This is a genomic window from Vibrio sp. R11-SG3-ISO9, assembly GCF_059834255.1.
In genome coordinates, this window is sequence record NZ_JCBDGU010000052.1 from 162,150 (window position 1) to 178,828 (window position 16,679).

Annotated in this window: 14 protein-coding genes; 8 read left to right on the forward strand and 6 right to left on the reverse strand. The window is 45.7% G+C overall.

The genetic code is table 11. The features are described 5' to 3' along the window. Positions 1 to 15: 15 nt before the first annotated feature. Positions 16 to 498 carry a MarR family winged helix-turn-helix transcriptional regulator gene (locus AC6R05_RS19870; RefSeq protein ID WP_152470117.1) on the reverse strand — a complete coding sequence of 161 codons (483 nt, stop codon included), beginning with the start codon at positions 496 to 498 and terminating at the stop codon, positions 16 to 18. Between the two features lie 125 nt (positions 499 to 623). On the opposite strand from AC6R05_RS19870, the gene AC6R05_RS19875 reads away from it, so the two are divergent. The 5 genes from AC6R05_RS19875 to AC6R05_RS19895 all read left to right on the forward strand — a co-directional run bounded on the left by AC6R05_RS19875 (position 624) and on the right by AC6R05_RS19895 (position 5,861). Next, positions 624 to 1,532 (forward strand): DMT family transporter, encoded by a 909-nt coding sequence (locus tag AC6R05_RS19875; RefSeq protein WP_390518264.1) that lies wholly within the window; start codon positions 624 to 626, stop codon positions 1,530 to 1,532. Positions 1,533 to 1,666: 134 nt separating this feature from the next. Then, positions 1,667 to 2,602 carry a LysR family transcriptional regulator gene (locus AC6R05_RS19880; RefSeq protein ID WP_500648413.1) on the forward strand — a complete coding sequence of 312 codons (936 nt, stop codon included), beginning with the start codon at positions 1,667 to 1,669 and terminating at the stop codon, positions 2,600 to 2,602. Positions 2,603 to 2,781: 179 nt separating this feature from the next. Next, positions 2,782 to 3,909 carry a DUF1542 domain-containing protein gene (locus AC6R05_RS19885; protein ID WP_500648414.1) on the forward strand — a complete coding sequence of 376 codons (1,128 nt, stop codon included), beginning with the start codon at positions 2,782 to 2,784 and terminating at the stop codon, positions 3,907 to 3,909. 74 nt (positions 3,910 to 3,983) lie between these two features. Continuing rightward, positions 3,984 to 4,637 carry a hypothetical protein gene (locus AC6R05_RS19890; protein WP_500648415.1) on the forward strand — a complete coding sequence of 218 codons (654 nt, stop codon included), beginning with the start codon at positions 3,984 to 3,986 and terminating at the stop codon, positions 4,635 to 4,637. 312 nt (positions 4,638 to 4,949) lie between these two features. Next, complete coding sequence (locus tag AC6R05_RS19895) at positions 4,950 to 5,861, forward strand: DMT family transporter (RefSeq protein ID WP_500648416.1); 912 nt, start codon at positions 4,950 to 4,952, stop codon at positions 5,859 to 5,861. A gap of 112 nt (positions 5,862 to 5,973) precedes the next feature. Here the strand turns inward: AC6R05_RS19895 and AC6R05_RS19900 are convergent, their stop codons facing one another. Genes AC6R05_RS19900 through AC6R05_RS19910 form a run of 3 tightly spaced genes read right to left on the reverse strand, consistent with a single transcriptional unit; the run spans position 5,974 to position 8,507 of the window. After that, positions 5,974 to 7,155 (reverse strand): MFS transporter, encoded by a 1,182-nt coding sequence (locus AC6R05_RS19900; RefSeq protein ID WP_150868398.1) that lies wholly within the window; start codon positions 7,153 to 7,155, stop codon positions 5,974 to 5,976. After that, positions 7,145 to 8,212: a phosphotransferase gene (locus AC6R05_RS19905; protein ID WP_500648417.1), complete on the reverse strand. Its 1,068-nt coding sequence runs from the start codon at positions 8,210 to 8,212 to the stop codon at positions 7,145 to 7,147. The genes AC6R05_RS19900 and AC6R05_RS19905 overlap by 11 nt, the downstream gene beginning before the upstream one ends. A 10-nt stretch (positions 8,213 to 8,222) precedes the next feature. Next, on the reverse strand, positions 8,223 to 8,507 hold the full coding sequence (locus AC6R05_RS19910; RefSeq protein WP_032553557.1) for a GNAT family N-acetyltransferase: 285 nt from the start codon (positions 8,505 to 8,507) through the stop codon (positions 8,223 to 8,225). 235 nt (positions 8,508 to 8,742) lie between these two features. Here AC6R05_RS19910 and AC6R05_RS19915 point away from each other — a divergent pair, with 235 nt between their 5' ends. Next, positions 8,743 to 9,489, forward strand: a complete 747-nt coding sequence (locus AC6R05_RS19915; protein ID WP_500648418.1) for a PilZ domain-containing protein — start codon at positions 8,743 to 8,745, stop codon at positions 9,487 to 9,489. A 120-nt stretch (positions 9,490 to 9,609) separates the two neighbouring features. Here the strand turns inward: AC6R05_RS19915 and AC6R05_RS19920 are convergent, their stop codons facing one another. Next, positions 9,610 to 11,970, reverse strand: a complete 2,361-nt coding sequence (locus AC6R05_RS19920) for a Lon protease family protein (protein WP_500648419.1) — start codon at positions 11,968 to 11,970, stop codon at positions 9,610 to 9,612. Positions 11,971 to 12,227: 257 nt separating this feature from the next. On the opposite strand from AC6R05_RS19920, the gene AC6R05_RS19925 reads away from it, so the two are divergent. Together AC6R05_RS19925 and AC6R05_RS19930 are read left to right on the forward strand one after the other, a co-directional pair. Next, the gene (locus AC6R05_RS19925; RefSeq protein WP_032553561.1) at positions 12,228 to 12,722 is read left to right on the forward strand and encodes a hypothetical protein; all 495 of its coding nucleotides are present in this window, start codon (positions 12,228 to 12,230) and stop codon (positions 12,720 to 12,722) included. A gap of 13 nt (positions 12,723 to 12,735) precedes the next feature. After that, entirely contained in the window at positions 12,736 to 14,364 is a 1,629-nt protein-coding gene (locus AC6R05_RS19930; RefSeq protein WP_500648420.1) for an ABC transporter ATP-binding protein, read from the forward strand. A gap of 170 nt (positions 14,365 to 14,534) precedes the next feature. Here AC6R05_RS19930 and AC6R05_RS19935 read toward each other — a convergent pair whose 3' ends face one another. After that, positions 14,535 to 16,583: a prolyl oligopeptidase family serine peptidase gene (locus AC6R05_RS19935; protein ID WP_500648421.1), complete on the reverse strand. Its 2,049-nt coding sequence runs from the start codon at positions 16,581 to 16,583 to the stop codon at positions 14,535 to 14,537. Positions 16,584 to 16,679 lie beyond the last annotated feature (96 nt).

Sequence of the window (16,679 nt, forward strand, 5' to 3'; positions counted from 1 at the left end):
AAGTACAGAAAGCGCTTATTCGTAAGCACTTAGCCATGTTTTCAGCAGTTGATTGGTATTCTTCTTCTGACTCGCAGTGAGGGTTTTCACCAACTTCTTCTGCATCTCAACATGTTCTGTCATCATTTCATCAATCAGGGTTAGGCCATTTCTTGTGAGCTTAACACTCACACTGCGACGGTCTTCTTTACTGTGCTCGCGGCTGATAAGCCCTTTGGCTTCTAACTTATCTAGGCGGTTAGTCATTGCACCAGAGGTCAACATCATTGAACCAATCAGCTCTGATGGGGTGAGTCGATAAGGCTTGCCAGAGCGTCGTAACGTCGCCAATACATCAAACTCGCCCAGCTTCATATCATACTGTTTATGAAGGTCGGCAACTTGTGTCTCCATGTATTTGGCGATACGCATTACTCGGCCCATAATCGCCATCGGCTCTGTCTCTAGGTCGGGCTTTTCCTTTGCCCATTGTTCTACCACGCGGTCAATAGCATCCATTTGCAATCACGCTCCGTTATTAGTCTTAGTTGCTTCAAACTAGTTTAACATAAAGATACTTTACAACCACTAGTTATGGGTATACTCTTCACACCAAGAGTTATCTTAACGTAAAGATATTTTAGATGAATATATTATTAGCAATGATCCCCGCCTTCTTCTGGGGTACAACTTATGCAGTGACGCAGTTTACGCTACAGGAGTGGCCACCATTACTACTTGGTGCTCTGCGTGCTTTGCCTGCAGGGTTATTATTGCTTGCCGTGAAACCTACTCTACCTAAAAAAGGCGAGTGGCAGATCATTTTCACACTAGGTTTAATCAATATTGCGACCTTCTTCGGTCTGATTTTTGTTATGGCTCTCACCTTACCTTCTGCCATTTCAGGCGTAGGTATGATCTCAGTACCTGTATTCGCGATGATTTTCCATTGGGTTGTTAAAAAGCAGCGCCCGAACCTAATTCAAGCTCTGTCGGGTGTCGGTCTAATTTCACTGGCGTGGATGCTGTTCAATCCAAGTCAAATCTCGCTCAGCCCTGTCGGGTTAGGTGCTATGTTTGCCGCTATCATGTGTATCATTGTCGGCAGCAGCATTACTAAATCACTCGGCGATCGTATGCACTGGTGGAAAGTACTGACTTGGCAATTGATTCTTGGTGGTGTGATCTTGTCTGTAGCTTCAGCAGTTCACGCTTTCATTGACCCACAACCTTACGTCAACGCGGTAACCCACTTCGATTCGCGTAACTTTATGGGCCTGCTATGGGTGATTGGTTTGAATACGGCACTGGGCTATGGCATGTATGTATGGCTACTACAACGTATGTCAGTGGTCGACTTTACCTTTGGTGGTATTGCTAACCCAGTCGCAGGTATCGTAATGGGTATGCTGTTGATGGGTGAGTCATTTACTGCCGCTCAGTACTCGTTAATGACGGGTATGATCGTGATGTCGCTACTCCCTCAAGTCATCCTTGCGATTCGACAACCTAAAACGGTACCCGCACCGAACAAGCCGCTAAAAGCAAGATAACCCCTTCAAACTTAAATAAAACCCGTTTCACACGGGTTTTATTTATTTGGTCTCTTCTCTATACAAAGTTTCAATTTGTCCTACCTGAATCGTCGTCTTATGATTAAAGAGTACACGTGACGTTAGGGGGCAAAATGGCAAAAGACTTATTCGCGAATCTCGATCTCAACCTTCTGAGAACGTTCATCATACTGCACCAAGAACGCAACATGAGAAAAGCATCAGAACGCCTTTTTGTCTCTCAACCCGCGGTAAGTAAAGCTCTCCAGCGCCTGCGTGATCATTTCGATGATGAACTGTTCGTTAAAACACATCACGGCTTACGAGCGACTGAACATGCAAACCTGCTCGCAGAAAGTATCTCTCCGATACTGGACGAACTGTCGTGCGCGTTGAACAACAGCAACGAGTTCAACCCCGCCGAACTACAAGGCATCATTAAAGTTGCACTCTCGCCGTATCTGCTTAGCTCCCTTTCTAGCAAACTTTTTAAAGCGATTCGCGCGCAAGCCCCACATGTACAGGTTCAGCTTCTGAACTGGTCAGGCACGACCATGACCGACATCATCAATGATGAGGTTCATATCGGCTTGAACTACGAGATCAACCACGCACCCAAAGAGCTACTTCAACAGCGCATTGCGCAAGATACGTTTAAAGGTTACGTACGCGAAGACCACCCTTATCAAGGCGATTTCATCGAGGTAAAGGATGGTGTGAATTTCGAGCTGGCCTCTGTTATCGCGGTCGACTGGAACTCGCATCAGTCACTGGCTGAGAAAATACTGAAGATTAAGGGTCACAAAGCCAATATTGGTTTTCGCTCTGAACTGCCGTCTGCAGTTATCGACGTGGTGCGTAACTCCGACATGCTTTTCCCTGCCTCTAAGTTCTTAGAGATTGAACAAAAGACATCGCTGAGAGCCATCAACCTTTTGTTCGACAGCAAAGATGTACAGCCAACGATGTGCGCCTACTACCACCACAAAAACCGCAATAGTCCAACAACACTGTGGCTGAAAAAGATCCTCGAGAATCTGCTGAACGGCGATTCTCAAAAGGTTCAATAATAACCCTGAGTTATCACGCTGTTTCTGCTCTCTCATTAATAACCGAACGTTAAAGCCTCTATTCCATCAAGCGATTAGAGGCTGTTTTGTCCACTCCATATACTTCTCTCATCGGCTAGGAACGCCATCAAAACTGCAAGACGCACCACGAGTTCCTTAACTTTTTTGAGAGTAGATCCATGAAACTAAAATTACTAAGTACCCTAATCGCCGCTTCTTTCCTAGCTGGCTGTTCTTCTTCTGGTTCGAGTAGCAATCCACCAGCAGCACAAGACGGTATTGCGGATGTTCAATATGTGGAAGGCGAAGTTTTCAGCGCTGCAGTTGTGGATGGAGATGAAGGAAACCACATGGCAGGTTTGATCCAAGGCTCTAACGGACACACTGTCATTAGCGTAGATGGTACGATCTACATCACTGATGGAGATGTAGTAAAAGACATCAACGGTGACACCATCGGTTATATTCAGAAAGAAGACAACGCAATCATTTTCCAAGGTAATCATGGCGGTGAAGTTGTACTAACAGTTGAGAATGGGCGTCTCATTGTTTCAGACGTACGTGAACCAATTGACCCTGATTTTGGAGTACCTATTACACCTGATACACCAATCGAGATCGATCCAGATTTTGGTCTGCCATTACTACCTGATCACCCGATTGAAATCGATCCTGAATATGGCTTACCAATCACTCCTGATCATCCAATTATCACAGACCCAGATTATGGCATCGGTTTCGAATTCGAAGTGGTTGACGATAACAAACTAGTTATTACTCTTGGCGCGAGTGAAGTAACAATTACTGATACCCCTACTGGTGCAATTATCGCTGGTGGTGAAGATTTCAGCATTGTTTCCGTTAAAACAGTAAATGCATACAAAGAAGCGATGACACACCTAACCAAAGAAGAGCAGAAGTTCCTAGCTCTAGCTTTTGTAGCAAATGAAGGTGCGGGTGCAGTTAACGAAGAGATGCGTATTAAAGCTTGGACCGTAACTAAAGAGATGACTAAAGAGTGGTCTCAAGACAACAAACTAACCATGCTTAAAATCGCCAATATTGAAATGGACCTTCAAGGAAACTCTTTAGGTTACTACTTACTAACCGGTGAAAGAAAAACAGTAGAAGAGCTTCGTAGCGCAGCAAAGGCTGCTATATCAGATGCAATCAATGATTGGATTCCGGCGAAACCAAACCTAACAGCGGAGCAAAAAGCAGAACTAAAACAAAAAGTTCAATCGCTTTCTCAAGAGCAACGTCAGCAAATCAAACAAGCTGTGAAAGACCGTGTGAGCCGCGGCTAAATAAAACAGCGAATCAAAGCAAAGGAGCCGCTTTTAAGTGGCTCCTTTTTGTTTGAACCAAGTTTGAGATTGATATGAAACAAATATCTTTGGCTATGCTGGTAACGCTTAGTGTTTCCGCCAATGACCACCAGCTACAACAATTAAGCTACCACGAACCAAGCCTCAGCTTTCAAACCGCCAAAGCTGGCGATACATGGGTCGGCACCGTATCTGGCGTGATTCAAGCGACTGATGCCATCAATATTAATGCTGAGATCGACAGTGAAGGCTACCTAGAGCTTGGCACAGGCTATGGCGTAGTACTCGGCCAGTTCTATACCGAAGCCTTTGTCAGCTATGGTCGTGCAGATCTTATTGATATTTATGACGTTGGGCTCTTTGGTGGGACAGCACTATCAGAAAATATCATGTTGTTTGCCAATACCTCGCATGAGTGGCGAAAATTCTCGCTTGCTGACCTTCATGATGCCAATCGCGAATGGAAGAACACCATAGGTACGAGCTACTCACCTTCCGAGCACATGAGCTTTTCTTATTCTTTCAGTCATGATCGCCAATTAACGGGAGCAAAAGGCTATTACAACAGCCAAGACGTCACTTTCACTTTAAAACCTAAGTGGGTAGAGCCTTATGTGAAATACACCTTTGGGCAAAAACGAGTCAGTCCTGGAGATGTATTTCGCTCTGATGGCAGCGTGGAACTGGGGTTTAACTTAAGGTTCTAGAACCCTGTTGAGATTTGAACCTTTTTACCGTTTCATTTGGTAACTCTCACCCCTTTATTTTCGTATCTTGGATAAAGGGGATTTTTCCATTCAAACACTCAATATACCCTCACAAAGAACAATGATATTACATTAACTTACTTGAGTGAAAATATTTTCCAAAAAAAAGCAATAAAAGGAAAAATATTTCACCAAACTTCCAAATTAGAGATAAAAAGGCAAATTTTTTCTCTTGCGAGCTCCTTATACTGTGGCACATCAATTAGGCGGCACAAGCCTATGATTTACAATTATAAGTATTGGGAAGTCACCATGAATTCGAAGTCTTTTACTGTTTTGCTCTTTTTGTCGGTGTGTCTTATTTGGGGCACCACTTGGTTTGCGATGGAAGTTGCTTTGCACTCTATCCCACCAATCTTTGCTACGGCACTGCGTTTCCTTTTGGCGGCACCTCTGCTAGTCGTACTAGCCAAAGTATTCAACCAGCCTTTATTGTTTCCAAAAGGCAAGCGCCAGTGGATCTTAATTGTCGCTCTGATGTACTTTGCTATTCCGTTCACCCTAATGATCTATGGTGAGCAGTACATCTCTTCAGGTCTCGCTTCCATTATCTTTGCCAACATGCCTGTCGCCGTGATGTTGATGTCGGGTCTGTTCCTAGGTTTGCGCCTTGCTAAGCACCAGATTTTTGGTCTTATCACAGCCGTGATCAGCTTATGTCTAATCCTAGGGAATGAGATGCAAATGGGTGGTGAAGACTACCTAATTGGTACTGTATCTCTTGGTCTAGCGGTTGCGATTCACGCAGTCATGTACGTACTGGTTCAGAAGCACTGTAAAGACATTGAAGTACTGACTTACAACGCGGTACCAAGCTTCATCGCTGCCATTTTCTTATTCGCAGTGTCTGCTGTTGGTGAAAACGTCGATGTGTCTGCGTTTACTTGGGACTCAATCTCTGCCGTTGTCTACTTAGGTTTTGTAGCAAGTGTCGGTGGCATTGTGGCTTACTTCAAACTGGGACAAGTGTCGACACCGTTCCAAGCTTCAATCTGTTTCCTAATTTTCCCAGTGGTTGCGCTCGTGATTTCAGCCGTAATCAACGGTGAAATGCTTGCGGAACAGTCACTGATTCTCATGTTGCCACTGCTGTTTGGTATCTTACTGACCAAAGCGCCAAAGAACATGTTCAAACTACGCAGCGGGTTAAAGGTAAGTCAGTAATAAACTGGCCTCATAAAACCAACGCTGTAGTTAAATCCATTCAGATACAAAAAGCTCCAATGGCGACATTGGAGCTTTTGTTTTATTCAAACTTCATCAAAGTAATCTATTGCTATCGCCAACTAAAGTAACGCACCTCATTGCCATCTTCAGGAATCTTAGGAATGTTCAGAGACAGTAGCAAAGAGACACCCGCCATCGCAGCACCAATAAAGAATACAGTTGCTGGAGAAGCTAGCCAGATAACACCAAACACCACCGGGATAACAACGGCTGCTATATGGTTAATGGTGAAAGAAACTCCTGCCGTTGAAGCCATATCTGCTGGATCTGCGATCTTCTGGAAGTAGGTTTTAATCGCCAATGCCAATGCAAAGAACAGATGATCAATCACGTACAGAGCGGCAGCCCACTCAGCGCTCTGCACCAAGCCATAGCCGACGAACACGCCAATCAAGCCAACGTATTCAAACATCAGGGCTTTGCGCTCACCAACGACTCCGATGAACTTACCAATACGTTTTGCAAATAAGAAGTTGAATAGATAGTTAATCAAGAACAGTAGCGTCACATCGGCTGCAGAATAGCCAAACTTCTCTACCATCAAGAAGCCTGCAAATACGGTAAAGATCTGTCGACGTGCTCCGCTCATAAAGGTCAATGCATAGTAGAGCCAGTAGCGTTTACGCAGTACCAACTTTTTATTCTGCTGGGTCTCGGTTTTAAATTCAGGAAAACCAAAGGTCATTACCAATACAAGCAAGAAACCTATCCCACCGGTAATACCGTAAACCCATGCAAAATCGAGCTTCAGTTGCTCCAACATCACCCAAATCGAACCGTAGGTAACAAGAGAAGCCAGCGCACCGACTGAGATCATCTTACCCAGCATCTCCGGCGCTTCTTCTTTGCTTAGCCATTGCAGCGACAGCGATTGCTTCAGGGTTTCAAAGTAGTGAAAGCCAGTCGACATTAAAATCGTTGTAAGCAGAAGCCCCGTCAATGTTGGAAACAGACCCGTGATTGCGGTGCCCACAGTCAGCATTGCCAGTGAGACCAACATGAATCGCTGCTCGCGAATAAAGGCCAACACAAACACAACCGTAAACGCAAGAAAGCCTGGGATTTCACGTACACTCTGAAGTAACCCAATATCAGCACCGTCAAAGTTAGCTCGCTCAACAACAAAGTTGTTCAACAGTGCCATCCAGCTAGAAAACGCGATCGGGACAATAATCGAAATCAGCAATAAAAAGTTCTGCGGCGTCTTCCAGCTTGCAGTTTTATCGAACATCAACAAACTCCTGTTCGTTCATCTCACTGAGCGCTTTTTTCGTTAGCTGCTCAGTGTATGGGTTAATCTTCCAGTGATTTGGGCTCCAGCCCTTAACAAAGCGTTGAAAATCGGCCCATGCGGTTGCAAACATAGGGCGCCAAGCCACTTCGACTTGCACTGCATTTAATTGTGGCTGATAGAGTGCCAATGCGTGAGTAAGCTGCTCAAAATAGACATTTAACACCTCGCTCTCTCGCTCTGCACAATCTCTTGGCCTAATCGCACTACTCATAAACAGCGCCACATCCTTCATGGCACAGCCAAGCCCTACGTATTGAAAATCGACTGCTGCCGCATTTTTATTTTCAACATCAAAACAGAAGTTGGCTAACTTGGCGTCACCATGCACTAATGTTGGGTAAGAGCACTCTTTCAACTTATGATCAATCTTCTCAGCGTTTGTCTTGAGAGCTTGATCATCCAATACACTCAGTTCATCCGGTCGCGTTGCTAAATGCCAATAGGTGCCAGTTTCCCACAAACTCGATACATCACTCGGGTTTATGTTGATATGTTTCGCGTGGAAATGCGCAAGCCAGCGTAAACAAGCATTGCGCTGCTGCACCTCTTCAAGACTGTAACCCTCGACTTCACTCGCTAGCACATCAAAGTTGGATGTGTTTGGGAAGCCGAGCGTCTTTAGGTCCTGCATGACGATCAGCCACTCACCCTCAGTTTGCTGACATTGCAAACCAATAGGTACAGGGCAATGTGGATCATATTCTTGAGTAAACCCTTGATACCAAGAGGTTTCAACCTGATATGACTTTACTTTTCTCTGGTGTGAAAGCTGGGTATTCCATCCCTTAGGATGTTCGGTTTTGTCCGGCAGTGCGACATGTTTGACGATAACACTGGCTACCTCCGTTGCATCTGGGAAGTGTAAGCGAACTAGCTCTCCGTATCCTCCCCATAAGCGCTGAATCACTTCGACTTGGTGGCGCTCAGAACCATGAATAGAGTGGGCAATAGCATTGTACAATCGTGTTGTAGAATCTGTGGTTAAACAAGACATACTTTTCTCGTTATGCCTCATCTGCAAGTAGATGAGACCACTGTTTTTGCCTTGCCATGTAGTGCACAACATAGCTGCAGACAGGGACAATTTTAAAGCCCGCCTTTTCGATCTCTGGAAGTACCGCTTCCATCATCACTTTGCCCATGCCCTTCCCTTGTAGCTCATCCGGAACGCGAGTTGAGGTAATGTGAAGCACCTGTCCTTGTTGCTGGTATTTCACCACAGCATACTGTTCGGGAGCTAGCTCTACCGTTATTTTTTGGGCTTCCTGATCCCATTTTACTGCCTGCATTCTCAACTCCTATAAATATTCGACATGCTAAACGATAAACAATTGAAGTCTTGGATTGATGTTAATAGACTAACGCATGTGCATATAAATAAAACGATGTAGTGGGGATTACAAATAAATCTGAAATGGACACAGCCACATCAGATTCAACATTCAATCACCTCACTTACCTAAATCTAGCACGTAAGAACCGTCTATTGTCAGACAACGCATGTTGGCGCATGGAGAAAACACAATGAACGCACCACTAAAGAAACCTGTGGAGCCGAACCAATCACTGCAAGATCCGCGAAATCGCACCGTATCAACCATCAACAGCACGGATGCGTTGGCGATGATTGAGCACGGCAGTGAACTGACTCTCAACATAACTACCCCAGTTGGCAGTAAATTCTTAGCCACCACCAAATTCATTGGCACCCACAGTGAAAACTGCATCTTGATTGAAGTTCCTGAAGTCTCATCAGACGATCTTGGCTTTTTCTTTCAAGAGGGCTTCTGGATGACCGTTCGCGCATACTCTCTTCGAGGTGAAGGCGCACTGATCCACTTTAGAAGTCAGATTCACCACAACATCGGTGAACCCTTCCCACTACTGATCTTGTCAACGCCAAGTACTATGCAGGTAACACAACTGCGTAAAGAGACTCGTTATGAGGTCAACCTAGCAGGCAAGATCAACATCAATGATCAGCGCACTGATTGTGAAATCCGCGACCTTTCAAAGAGTGGGTGTCGATTTGTCACGTCACCGACCTCAAGAAACCTTCAGGTGGCTGAGCGCGTTTCGATTGAGATCTCGCCAGACAACTACAATGGTCCTTTATTACCGCCATTAAAAGGGGTGATCTGTAACCTTCAAAAATCGACCCACTATGCCAGATATGGCGTCGAATTTGACGAGGTTGGACGCACTAATGCACGCAACCTTCTAAGCAAATTGAAGTTTGATGGGACGAAATTACGCCTGAGACAAGGCTAAAATCACCAAGTGCCAAGCTTCCAAACGTATATCCAATAAAAACAGCCATCGTATTTGATGGCTGTTTTCGTTAGGAACGGTGACACAAGCGAGGCTAACCTTTTGCTTGTGTCTATCTCGCTATTTTCTCAGCGCATTGAGTTTCGCTTGAGCAATACCAAAGATGGTATCAATCGGATAGCTACCTTCGTCACTTGGCTCACCTGCAGGTTTACCCGTAAACAGCTCGATCGCTTCAGTCACATGCTCAATAGCCCAGATGTTAAACTCACCTTTCTCTACCGCCTTCACGATATCGCTACGTAGCATCAAATTGTGCACGTTAGAGCGTGGAATAATGACGCCTTGAGTATTACTGCGCCCTTTGATTTCACACACATCGAAGAAGCCTTCGATTTTCTCGTTCACACCACCAATAGGCTGCGATTCACCAAACTGGTTCATCGAGCCCGTAATCGCGATGTCTTGTCGGTTAGGCTGTTTTGAGAAAGCAGACACAACGGCACAGAACTCGGCCATACTCGCACTGTCTCCATCTACCCCGCCATACGACTGCTCGAAAGTGATGTTGGTGGTGAGTGGCACTTTTGCGGTTTTACCAAACACAGAAGAGAGGTAAGCCGACAAGATCATCACCCCTTTCGAGTGGATGCTGCCACCAAGATCAACGTTTCGCTCAATATCGATCACCTCACCATCACCGTAAGCAGTCGTCGCTGTGATACGGTTTGGCGCACCGAACATATGATCAGTCGTACTCAGCACCGACAACGCATTCACTTGTCCGACGGCTTCTCCTTCAACTCGCATCAGAGTTGTGCCGTTGGTAAAGGTCTCCATCACGCTATCTTGTAATCGACCCACACGCAGCTGCTGATTTGCCAATGCTTGTTCAACATGACCTGCTCGAATTAGATTCGAGTTTGAGCCTTTGGCTACATAGTTGGACTCACGCAACAGGTTCGCGATATGAGCCGAGTGTAAAGACAGCTTGCTCTGATCGCCAGCCTGACGAGAGCTGTGCTCGATGATGCGGGCAATTGCTTTTCGGTCACAATGCAGCATGCCGTTGTCATGAACGATACTCGAAATAAAGCGCGCGTAGTGCAGCTCTGAATCCGCGGTGCGTTTCATTTCATCTTCGAAATCGGCAGTCACGCGAAATAGCTCACCAAACTCCGCATCATAATGCTGAAGCAGTTGGTAAGTGCGGTAATCACCGAACAGAATGATCTTCACATCCAATGGGATTGGCTCAGGGTCAAGCGAAACCGCCCCTGTTAAGGTGACCTCTTTCTCTAACGAAGTCAGGCTCAGCTGACGTGAGCGAAGCGCACGCTTGAGACCATCCCAAACGTAAGGCTGCTCTAGCACCTTCACCGCATCCATCAGCAACACACCACCATTCGCGCGGTGTAAGCTACCAGCACGAATCAAAGAGAAATCCGTAAATACCGTCCCCTTGAAGGTCGCCGTCTCAACATAACCAAACAGCGAGTGGTAGTTCGGATTGTCTTCGACAACGATTGGCAGTTGCTGCTCTTTCTGGCTGACCAATACGTTGACTTTGTAGCGGCGAGGCAGCTTTTTATCTAGAGACGCTGTGGCGATCTCCGCCTGTTCATTGCTTTCTTCTAGGAAGATTTCCGCATTCTCGACGATGTCTTTGCGCAGTGCCGTAAGATACTTTTTGATCTCTGGATACTTGCTGTAATCCTGCTTCAACTGTTTGATAAAGTGAGTGATTACATCACGAGTGGTGTCGTCATTAAGTTTCTGGATCTTCTCAGTGTAAGTCTCCTCTAGCTCAGTGAGCTCTCTAGAGATGGTGCGCAACCCTACTTCGAGTGCATCAATACTCTTGTCGAACTGTTCTTGCTCTTCAACAGAGAGTTGGTCGAAGGTCTCCTCCGTGTGCAGCTCTTCACCGTTCATCGCCACAAACTGATAATCACCTTTCGAGGTAATAGTCAGGTTAATACCCTTCTCTTTCGCTTCTAGACTGATCGCCTCAAGTGCCACCTGCTGTTTGCTTGCAAGTTGGTTCTTCAGCGTATCTGCGCGGCCAAAGTACATCTCGTTATCAAACGCCAACGGCATCGCTTTTAGGAGCTTGCGCATCAGTTTTTCAATGTCTTGCTTTAAACTAATACCCACACCACTTGGTAACTTGAGCACCTTTGGGGTACGAATATCGTCAAAGTTCGCGACATAACACCAGTCAAACAGTTGGTCCGGCTCTTGTGGGTGACGATTAAGGTAACGCAAGATCATGGTTCGTTTACCAAGACCATTACGGCCTATCGCATAAATGTTGTAACCCTTTTCCTTGATCGACATAGCGAACTCGACCGCTTTCTGCGCGCGTTCTTGTCCAACTATCTCATCAATGGGAGCCAGTTCCTTGGTCGACTTACAAGGCAACTTTTCAAGTTCAGCTACCTGATACAGTTGCTCTGAGTTGAGTCTTTGAATCGCCATCGCCGCCTCCTTAATCCTTTTCTTATGGGTATAGTTCAAATAAGTGTAGATGTAATTTCTTCTAAATTTAGTGACTTACGCTACATCACGGTTCAACTGAACAAATAACGAACGATTTCGCTGTAAATCAATGAAACTAACAGAAATCAGTGACACTAAAATGATTTAACATTTGAAACAAACCAAATGGTTTTTGTTTGCATTTGATAATAAATATCATTAACATTCTTTGGTCTTATAATTTAGAGGCTGAGAAGATGGATTTAGAACGATGCTGGATGCACTACCTTAAAGCGGAACAACTCATGGAGCAGGGCCATTGGCCAGAAGCTCAACGTCTGTACGGCGATGTTCTGAGTTCGCTTCCACACCATATTCAAAATGCCGCTTTCCAAAACGATGTCAAACCTTGTCAGTTCGCTTGTTTACTGACAGGACTGCGTGACGCCAGTATTTCTCAAGCAGAAATCCTCAATAAACTGGGTCAGCAGCAAGATGCCTTTGACACATTGAATCAAACCTACGCCTTGATGCAGTTCATTTCTTTAGAAGATAACTCCCTGATCAAGCGTACTCATTCGCTACTAGAACAGCAGAGCGAAGAACTCCTCAGACATTTGATCGCTTTTTGTAGCGCACAACGCAACGCTCACTGGATGCTAGAGCTAGAGCAACTTCAAAGAGCGCATCACTACTTTGGACAATTAAAGTCGACGCACGACACCTACCCATCACCTAATGTCTTAAACTGAATAAGGACGTATCATGTCAGACAAAGCCATCCTTAAGGTCAATAACCTTTCCGTGAGTTTTAAAACCAATGATGGAATCATTGATGCGGTAAAGGGCATTAACTTCACGCTCAACCCAAGCGAAACCCTCGCGATTGTGGGTGAGTCCGGTTCTGGTAAATCGGTATCTTCCAACGCTCTTATGAGCCTATTACCAGATAACGCCATCATCCATCCAGAGTCGTACATCGAGTTTGAAGGCGAATCGATTCTCGATAAATCTGAGCGTGAGATGCAAGCGGTGCGTGGTGATCGTATCGGCATGATTTTCCAAGAACCGATGACGTCGCTAAACCCTTATCTACGTGTCGGCATTCAAGTCGCAGAAGCGATCATGTGTCACCGCAACGTCTCAAAAGCGCAAGCCAAAGAGCGCGTTTTAGAGTTGTTTGATCTGGTGCACCTACCGAATCCAAGCCAAGCCTACACTAAATACCCACACGAATTTTCTGGCGGTCAGTTACAACGCATCATGATCGCGATGGCGCTGATTAATGAGCCAGACATTCTTATCGCCGACGAGCCAACCACGGCACTTGATGTGACCGTTCAGGCTGAAGTGCTGTCTCTTATCAAAGAGATCCAAGCCAAGATGGGTATGGCGATTCTGTTCATTACCCATGATTTAGGTGTGGTAAAACACTTCGCGGATCGCGTATTAGTAATGTGTAAGGGTGAATTGGTCGAAGAAGGCGAGACTGTCCCGCTGTTTGAAGCACCAAGACACGAATACACTCGCATGCTGATCAACTCAGTACCAAAAGGTTCAAAAACACCGATTGAAGAGTCAGCGCCACAACTACTGGAAGCGGACGATATTCGCGTTAAGTTCCTCGTTAAGCCGCACTTTATTAAAAGCCGTTGCCAATACTTTGAGGCTGTGAAAGGCATCTCGCTTAAGCTTAAGCAGGGTGAAACCTTAGGTATTGTTGGTGAGTCAGGTTCAGGTAAGTCGACCTTAGGTCGTGCTCTAATCGGTCTTCTGCCATCTACCGGTCGCATTGTTTACAAAGGCCAAGACGTGAGTCTGTTAACGGATAAAGAGCGCCACAACCTTAAGAAAGATGTGCAGATGGTGTTCCAAGACCCATACGGCTCGTTATCACCACGTATGACGGTCGGTGAGATCATCACTGAGGGATTGACCGTCCACCAGCCTCATCTAACTAAGAAAGAGCGTTTGGAGCGTGCACGTAAAGCACTGATCGAGGTTCGCTTAGAACCAAACTCAATCAACCGTTACCCACATGAGTTCTCAGGCGGACAACGTCAACGTATCGCGATTGCACGAGCGCTTATCCTTGAGCCTTCGTTCATCTTGCTGGATGAGCCAACATCGGCACTTGACCGTTCAGTACAGCTAACCGTGATTGATCTTCTTAAAGACATTCAAGCCAAACACAACATTGGCTTCTTGTTCATCAGTCATGACTTGTCGGTGGTAAAAGCCCTATCCGATCGTGTTTTGGTGATGCAGAAGGGTGAAGTGATGGAGCAAGGTACAGCGGAAGACATTTTCCAAAATCCACAGCATGAATACACGCAAAAACTCATCGATGCGTCGTTCGATCTTGATGAAAAACCGAAAAAAGATGCTGCGTAAGTGGAACTAATTCACATTAACAACGTCATATAAATACATTCTGAAAATTTGCATTAATGGATTGCTACAGAGTGGATATAGCAAATTGGTTTGGCCGCCAAAAATGAAAAAAGTCGCACGGATGCGACTTTTTTTGTACCTCTTTTTTACACCTAAAGAATGAGCGATAGCTAAACGCTCAACTCCTTAATTCCCATATTCCAAAGAGTAAAGGCATAAGTATCAGCCGATAGATCAATCGCTTTGTTGAGCGGCATACCTGCTCCGTGGCCCGCATTCACATCAATACGAATCATCACGGGTTGCTCACCTTGGTGTTTAAGCTGCAGCTCAGAGATAAACTTGTATGAGTGCGCGGGTACAACACGATCATCGTGGTCCGCTGTTGTCACCAATGTAGCCGGGTAAGATTGCCCTTCTTTAACATTATGTACAGGTGAATAGCCCAGTAGGTACTCGAACATCTCTTTGCTTTGCGCAGACGTGCCGTAGTCATAAGCCCAACCCTCACCTGAGGTAAAGGTGTGGTAGCGCAGCATATCCAGCACACCAACGGCAGGCAGTGCCACTTGGAACAGCTCAGGGCGCTGAGTCATACAAGCTCCAACTAACAAGCCACCGTTAGAGCCGCCTCGAATCGCTAATTTGCTGGAACTCGTGTAGTTGTTCTCAATCAAGAACTCAGCCGCTGCAATGAAATCATCAAACACGTTCTGTTTCTGCTGCTGTGTGCCAGCGTTGTGCCACGCTTTACCATATTCGCCGCCACCACGCAGGTTAGGAACTGCATAGATGCCACCAAGTTCCAGCCAGCTCGCGACATTGCCAGAGAACGAAGGAGGGAGGCTGACATTGAAGCCGCCATAACCATACAAAATCGTTGGTGCAGCGCCATCAAGCTTAGTCCCCTTTTTATAAGAGATAAGCATTGGCACTCGAGTGCCGTCTTTTGAGCTGTAGAACACTTGCTCTGACTGGTATTGCTCACTCTCAAATGGCGCTTGTGATTTTTCAAACACGTTAGACTCGCCCGTCTCTACATCAAACGAGAAGATGGTTGGCGGCGTCACATAGTTGGTAAAGGTGTAGTAAAGCTCTTTTTGCTCTCGCTCACCACCGAGTCCACTTGCCGCTCCTTGCGCTGGCAATTCGATATCTCGCACTTTGTTACCTTGGTAATCAAACTGCTCATACTTTGACAGCACATCCACCATGTAATGTGCCAACAAGTAACCACCACCGGTTGTGATATCCAACGGTTGCTCTCGCTCCGGGATAATATCATTCCATTGCTGAGTCTCAGTATCTAGGCTCACCACACGACCGTTTGGCGCATCAAGGTTGGTGTACAGAATGAATTGGCTACCCTGGTTATCAATCAAATGGGTATCACTGTCGACGTGATCGACCACTGTGTGGATTGATTGCGACTTGCTACATAAATCGATGTAGAACATACGATTACCCGATGTCGACTCTTGAGCCAAAATGATCAGGTAGTTGTCGTCTTCTGTGGTGTATCCATGGACGTAACGATGCGCTTGTTCTGGTTTGGCACCAAATACCACCTTATCACTGCTCTGAGACGTTCCTAGCTCGTGATAATAGAGCTTATGCTGCTCAGTTCGCGCAGAAAGGTGGCTACCATCGGGTTTGTCGTAGCTAGAGTAATAAAAGCCCTCATTACCAAGCCAAGATACGCCTGTGAACTTTGCATCAACAATTTCTGGCTCTAGCTGCTGCTTGGTTTCTACATCAATTACAAAAATCTTGCGCCAGTCACTGCCGCCTTCAGAGATGCTATAAGCCACCAAGCTATAATCTTTGGAAAATGACACTGAGCCTAATGAGGTAGTTCCGTCTTGCGAGAATGTGTTTGGATCTAAGAAAACTTCTGGTTCGCCGCCATCCTTGCTGCGATAAAGAATGCTGTGATTTTGTAACCCATCATTTTTATAGAAGTAGGTATACTCGCCGCGTACAAAAGGTTGAGAACTCTTCTTGTAGTCCTGTGCCTTAGCAATACGTTCACGCAAAGCATCTCGAAAAGGGATATCAGACAGGTAACCAAACGTCAGGGCATTTTGCGACTCTACCCAAGCAGCCGTTTCTTCACTAGTATCATCCTCCAACCAGCGATAAGGATCCTTTACTTGCGTACCAAAGTAGTCGTCAGAGACGCTCTGCTGCTCTGTATGTGGGTAGGCGTTGTTGTTCATTCTTCCCTCTTCCTTAGATTTCAAATGATAATAATTCGCAAATAAGATGACGAATTGATGCGGCTAAATCAAGTAACCAATTGCACCAAAACGTAA

Excerpts from the sequence above, each read along its gene's own strand:
- AC6R05_RS19870 (WP_152470117.1), bottom strand. The coding sequence starts at position 498 with ATGGATGCTATTGACCGCGTGGTAGAACAATGGGCAAAGGAAAAGCCC.
- AC6R05_RS19875 (WP_390518264.1), top strand. The coding sequence starts at position 624 with ATGAATATATTATTAGCAATGATCCCCGCCTTCTTCTGGGGTACAACT.
- AC6R05_RS19880 (WP_500648413.1), top strand. The coding sequence starts at position 1,667 with ATGGCAAAAGACTTATTCGCGAATCTCGATCTCAACCTTCTGAGAACG.
- AC6R05_RS19885 (WP_500648414.1), top strand. The coding sequence starts at position 2,782 with ATGAAACTAAAATTACTAAGTACCCTAATCGCCGCTTCTTTCCTAGCT.
- AC6R05_RS19890 (WP_500648415.1), top strand. The coding sequence starts at position 3,984 with ATGAAACAAATATCTTTGGCTATGCTGGTAACGCTTAGTGTTTCCGCC.
- AC6R05_RS19895 (WP_500648416.1), top strand. The coding sequence starts at position 4,950 with ATGAATTCGAAGTCTTTTACTGTTTTGCTCTTTTTGTCGGTGTGTCTT.
- AC6R05_RS19900 (WP_150868398.1), bottom strand. The coding sequence starts at position 7,155 with ATGTTCGATAAAACTGCAAGCTGGAAGACGCCGCAGAACTTTTTATTG.
- AC6R05_RS19905 (WP_500648417.1), bottom strand. The coding sequence starts at position 8,212 with ATGTCTTGTTTAACCACAGATTCTACAACACGATTGTACAATGCTATT.
- AC6R05_RS19910 (WP_032553557.1), bottom strand. The coding sequence starts at position 8,507 with ATGCAGGCAGTAAAATGGGATCAGGAAGCCCAAAAAATAACGGTAGAG.
- AC6R05_RS19915 (WP_500648418.1), top strand. The coding sequence starts at position 8,743 with ATGAACGCACCACTAAAGAAACCTGTGGAGCCGAACCAATCACTGCAA.
- AC6R05_RS19920 (WP_500648419.1), bottom strand. The coding sequence starts at position 11,970 with ATGGCGATTCAAAGACTCAACTCAGAGCAACTGTATCAGGTAGCTGAA.
- AC6R05_RS19925 (WP_032553561.1), top strand. The coding sequence starts at position 12,228 with ATGGATTTAGAACGATGCTGGATGCACTACCTTAAAGCGGAACAACTC.
- AC6R05_RS19930 (WP_500648420.1), top strand. The coding sequence starts at position 12,736 with ATGTCAGACAAAGCCATCCTTAAGGTCAATAACCTTTCCGTGAGTTTT.
- AC6R05_RS19935 (WP_500648421.1), bottom strand. The coding sequence starts at position 16,583 with ATGAACAACAACGCCTACCCACATACAGAGCAGCAGAGCGTCTCTGAC.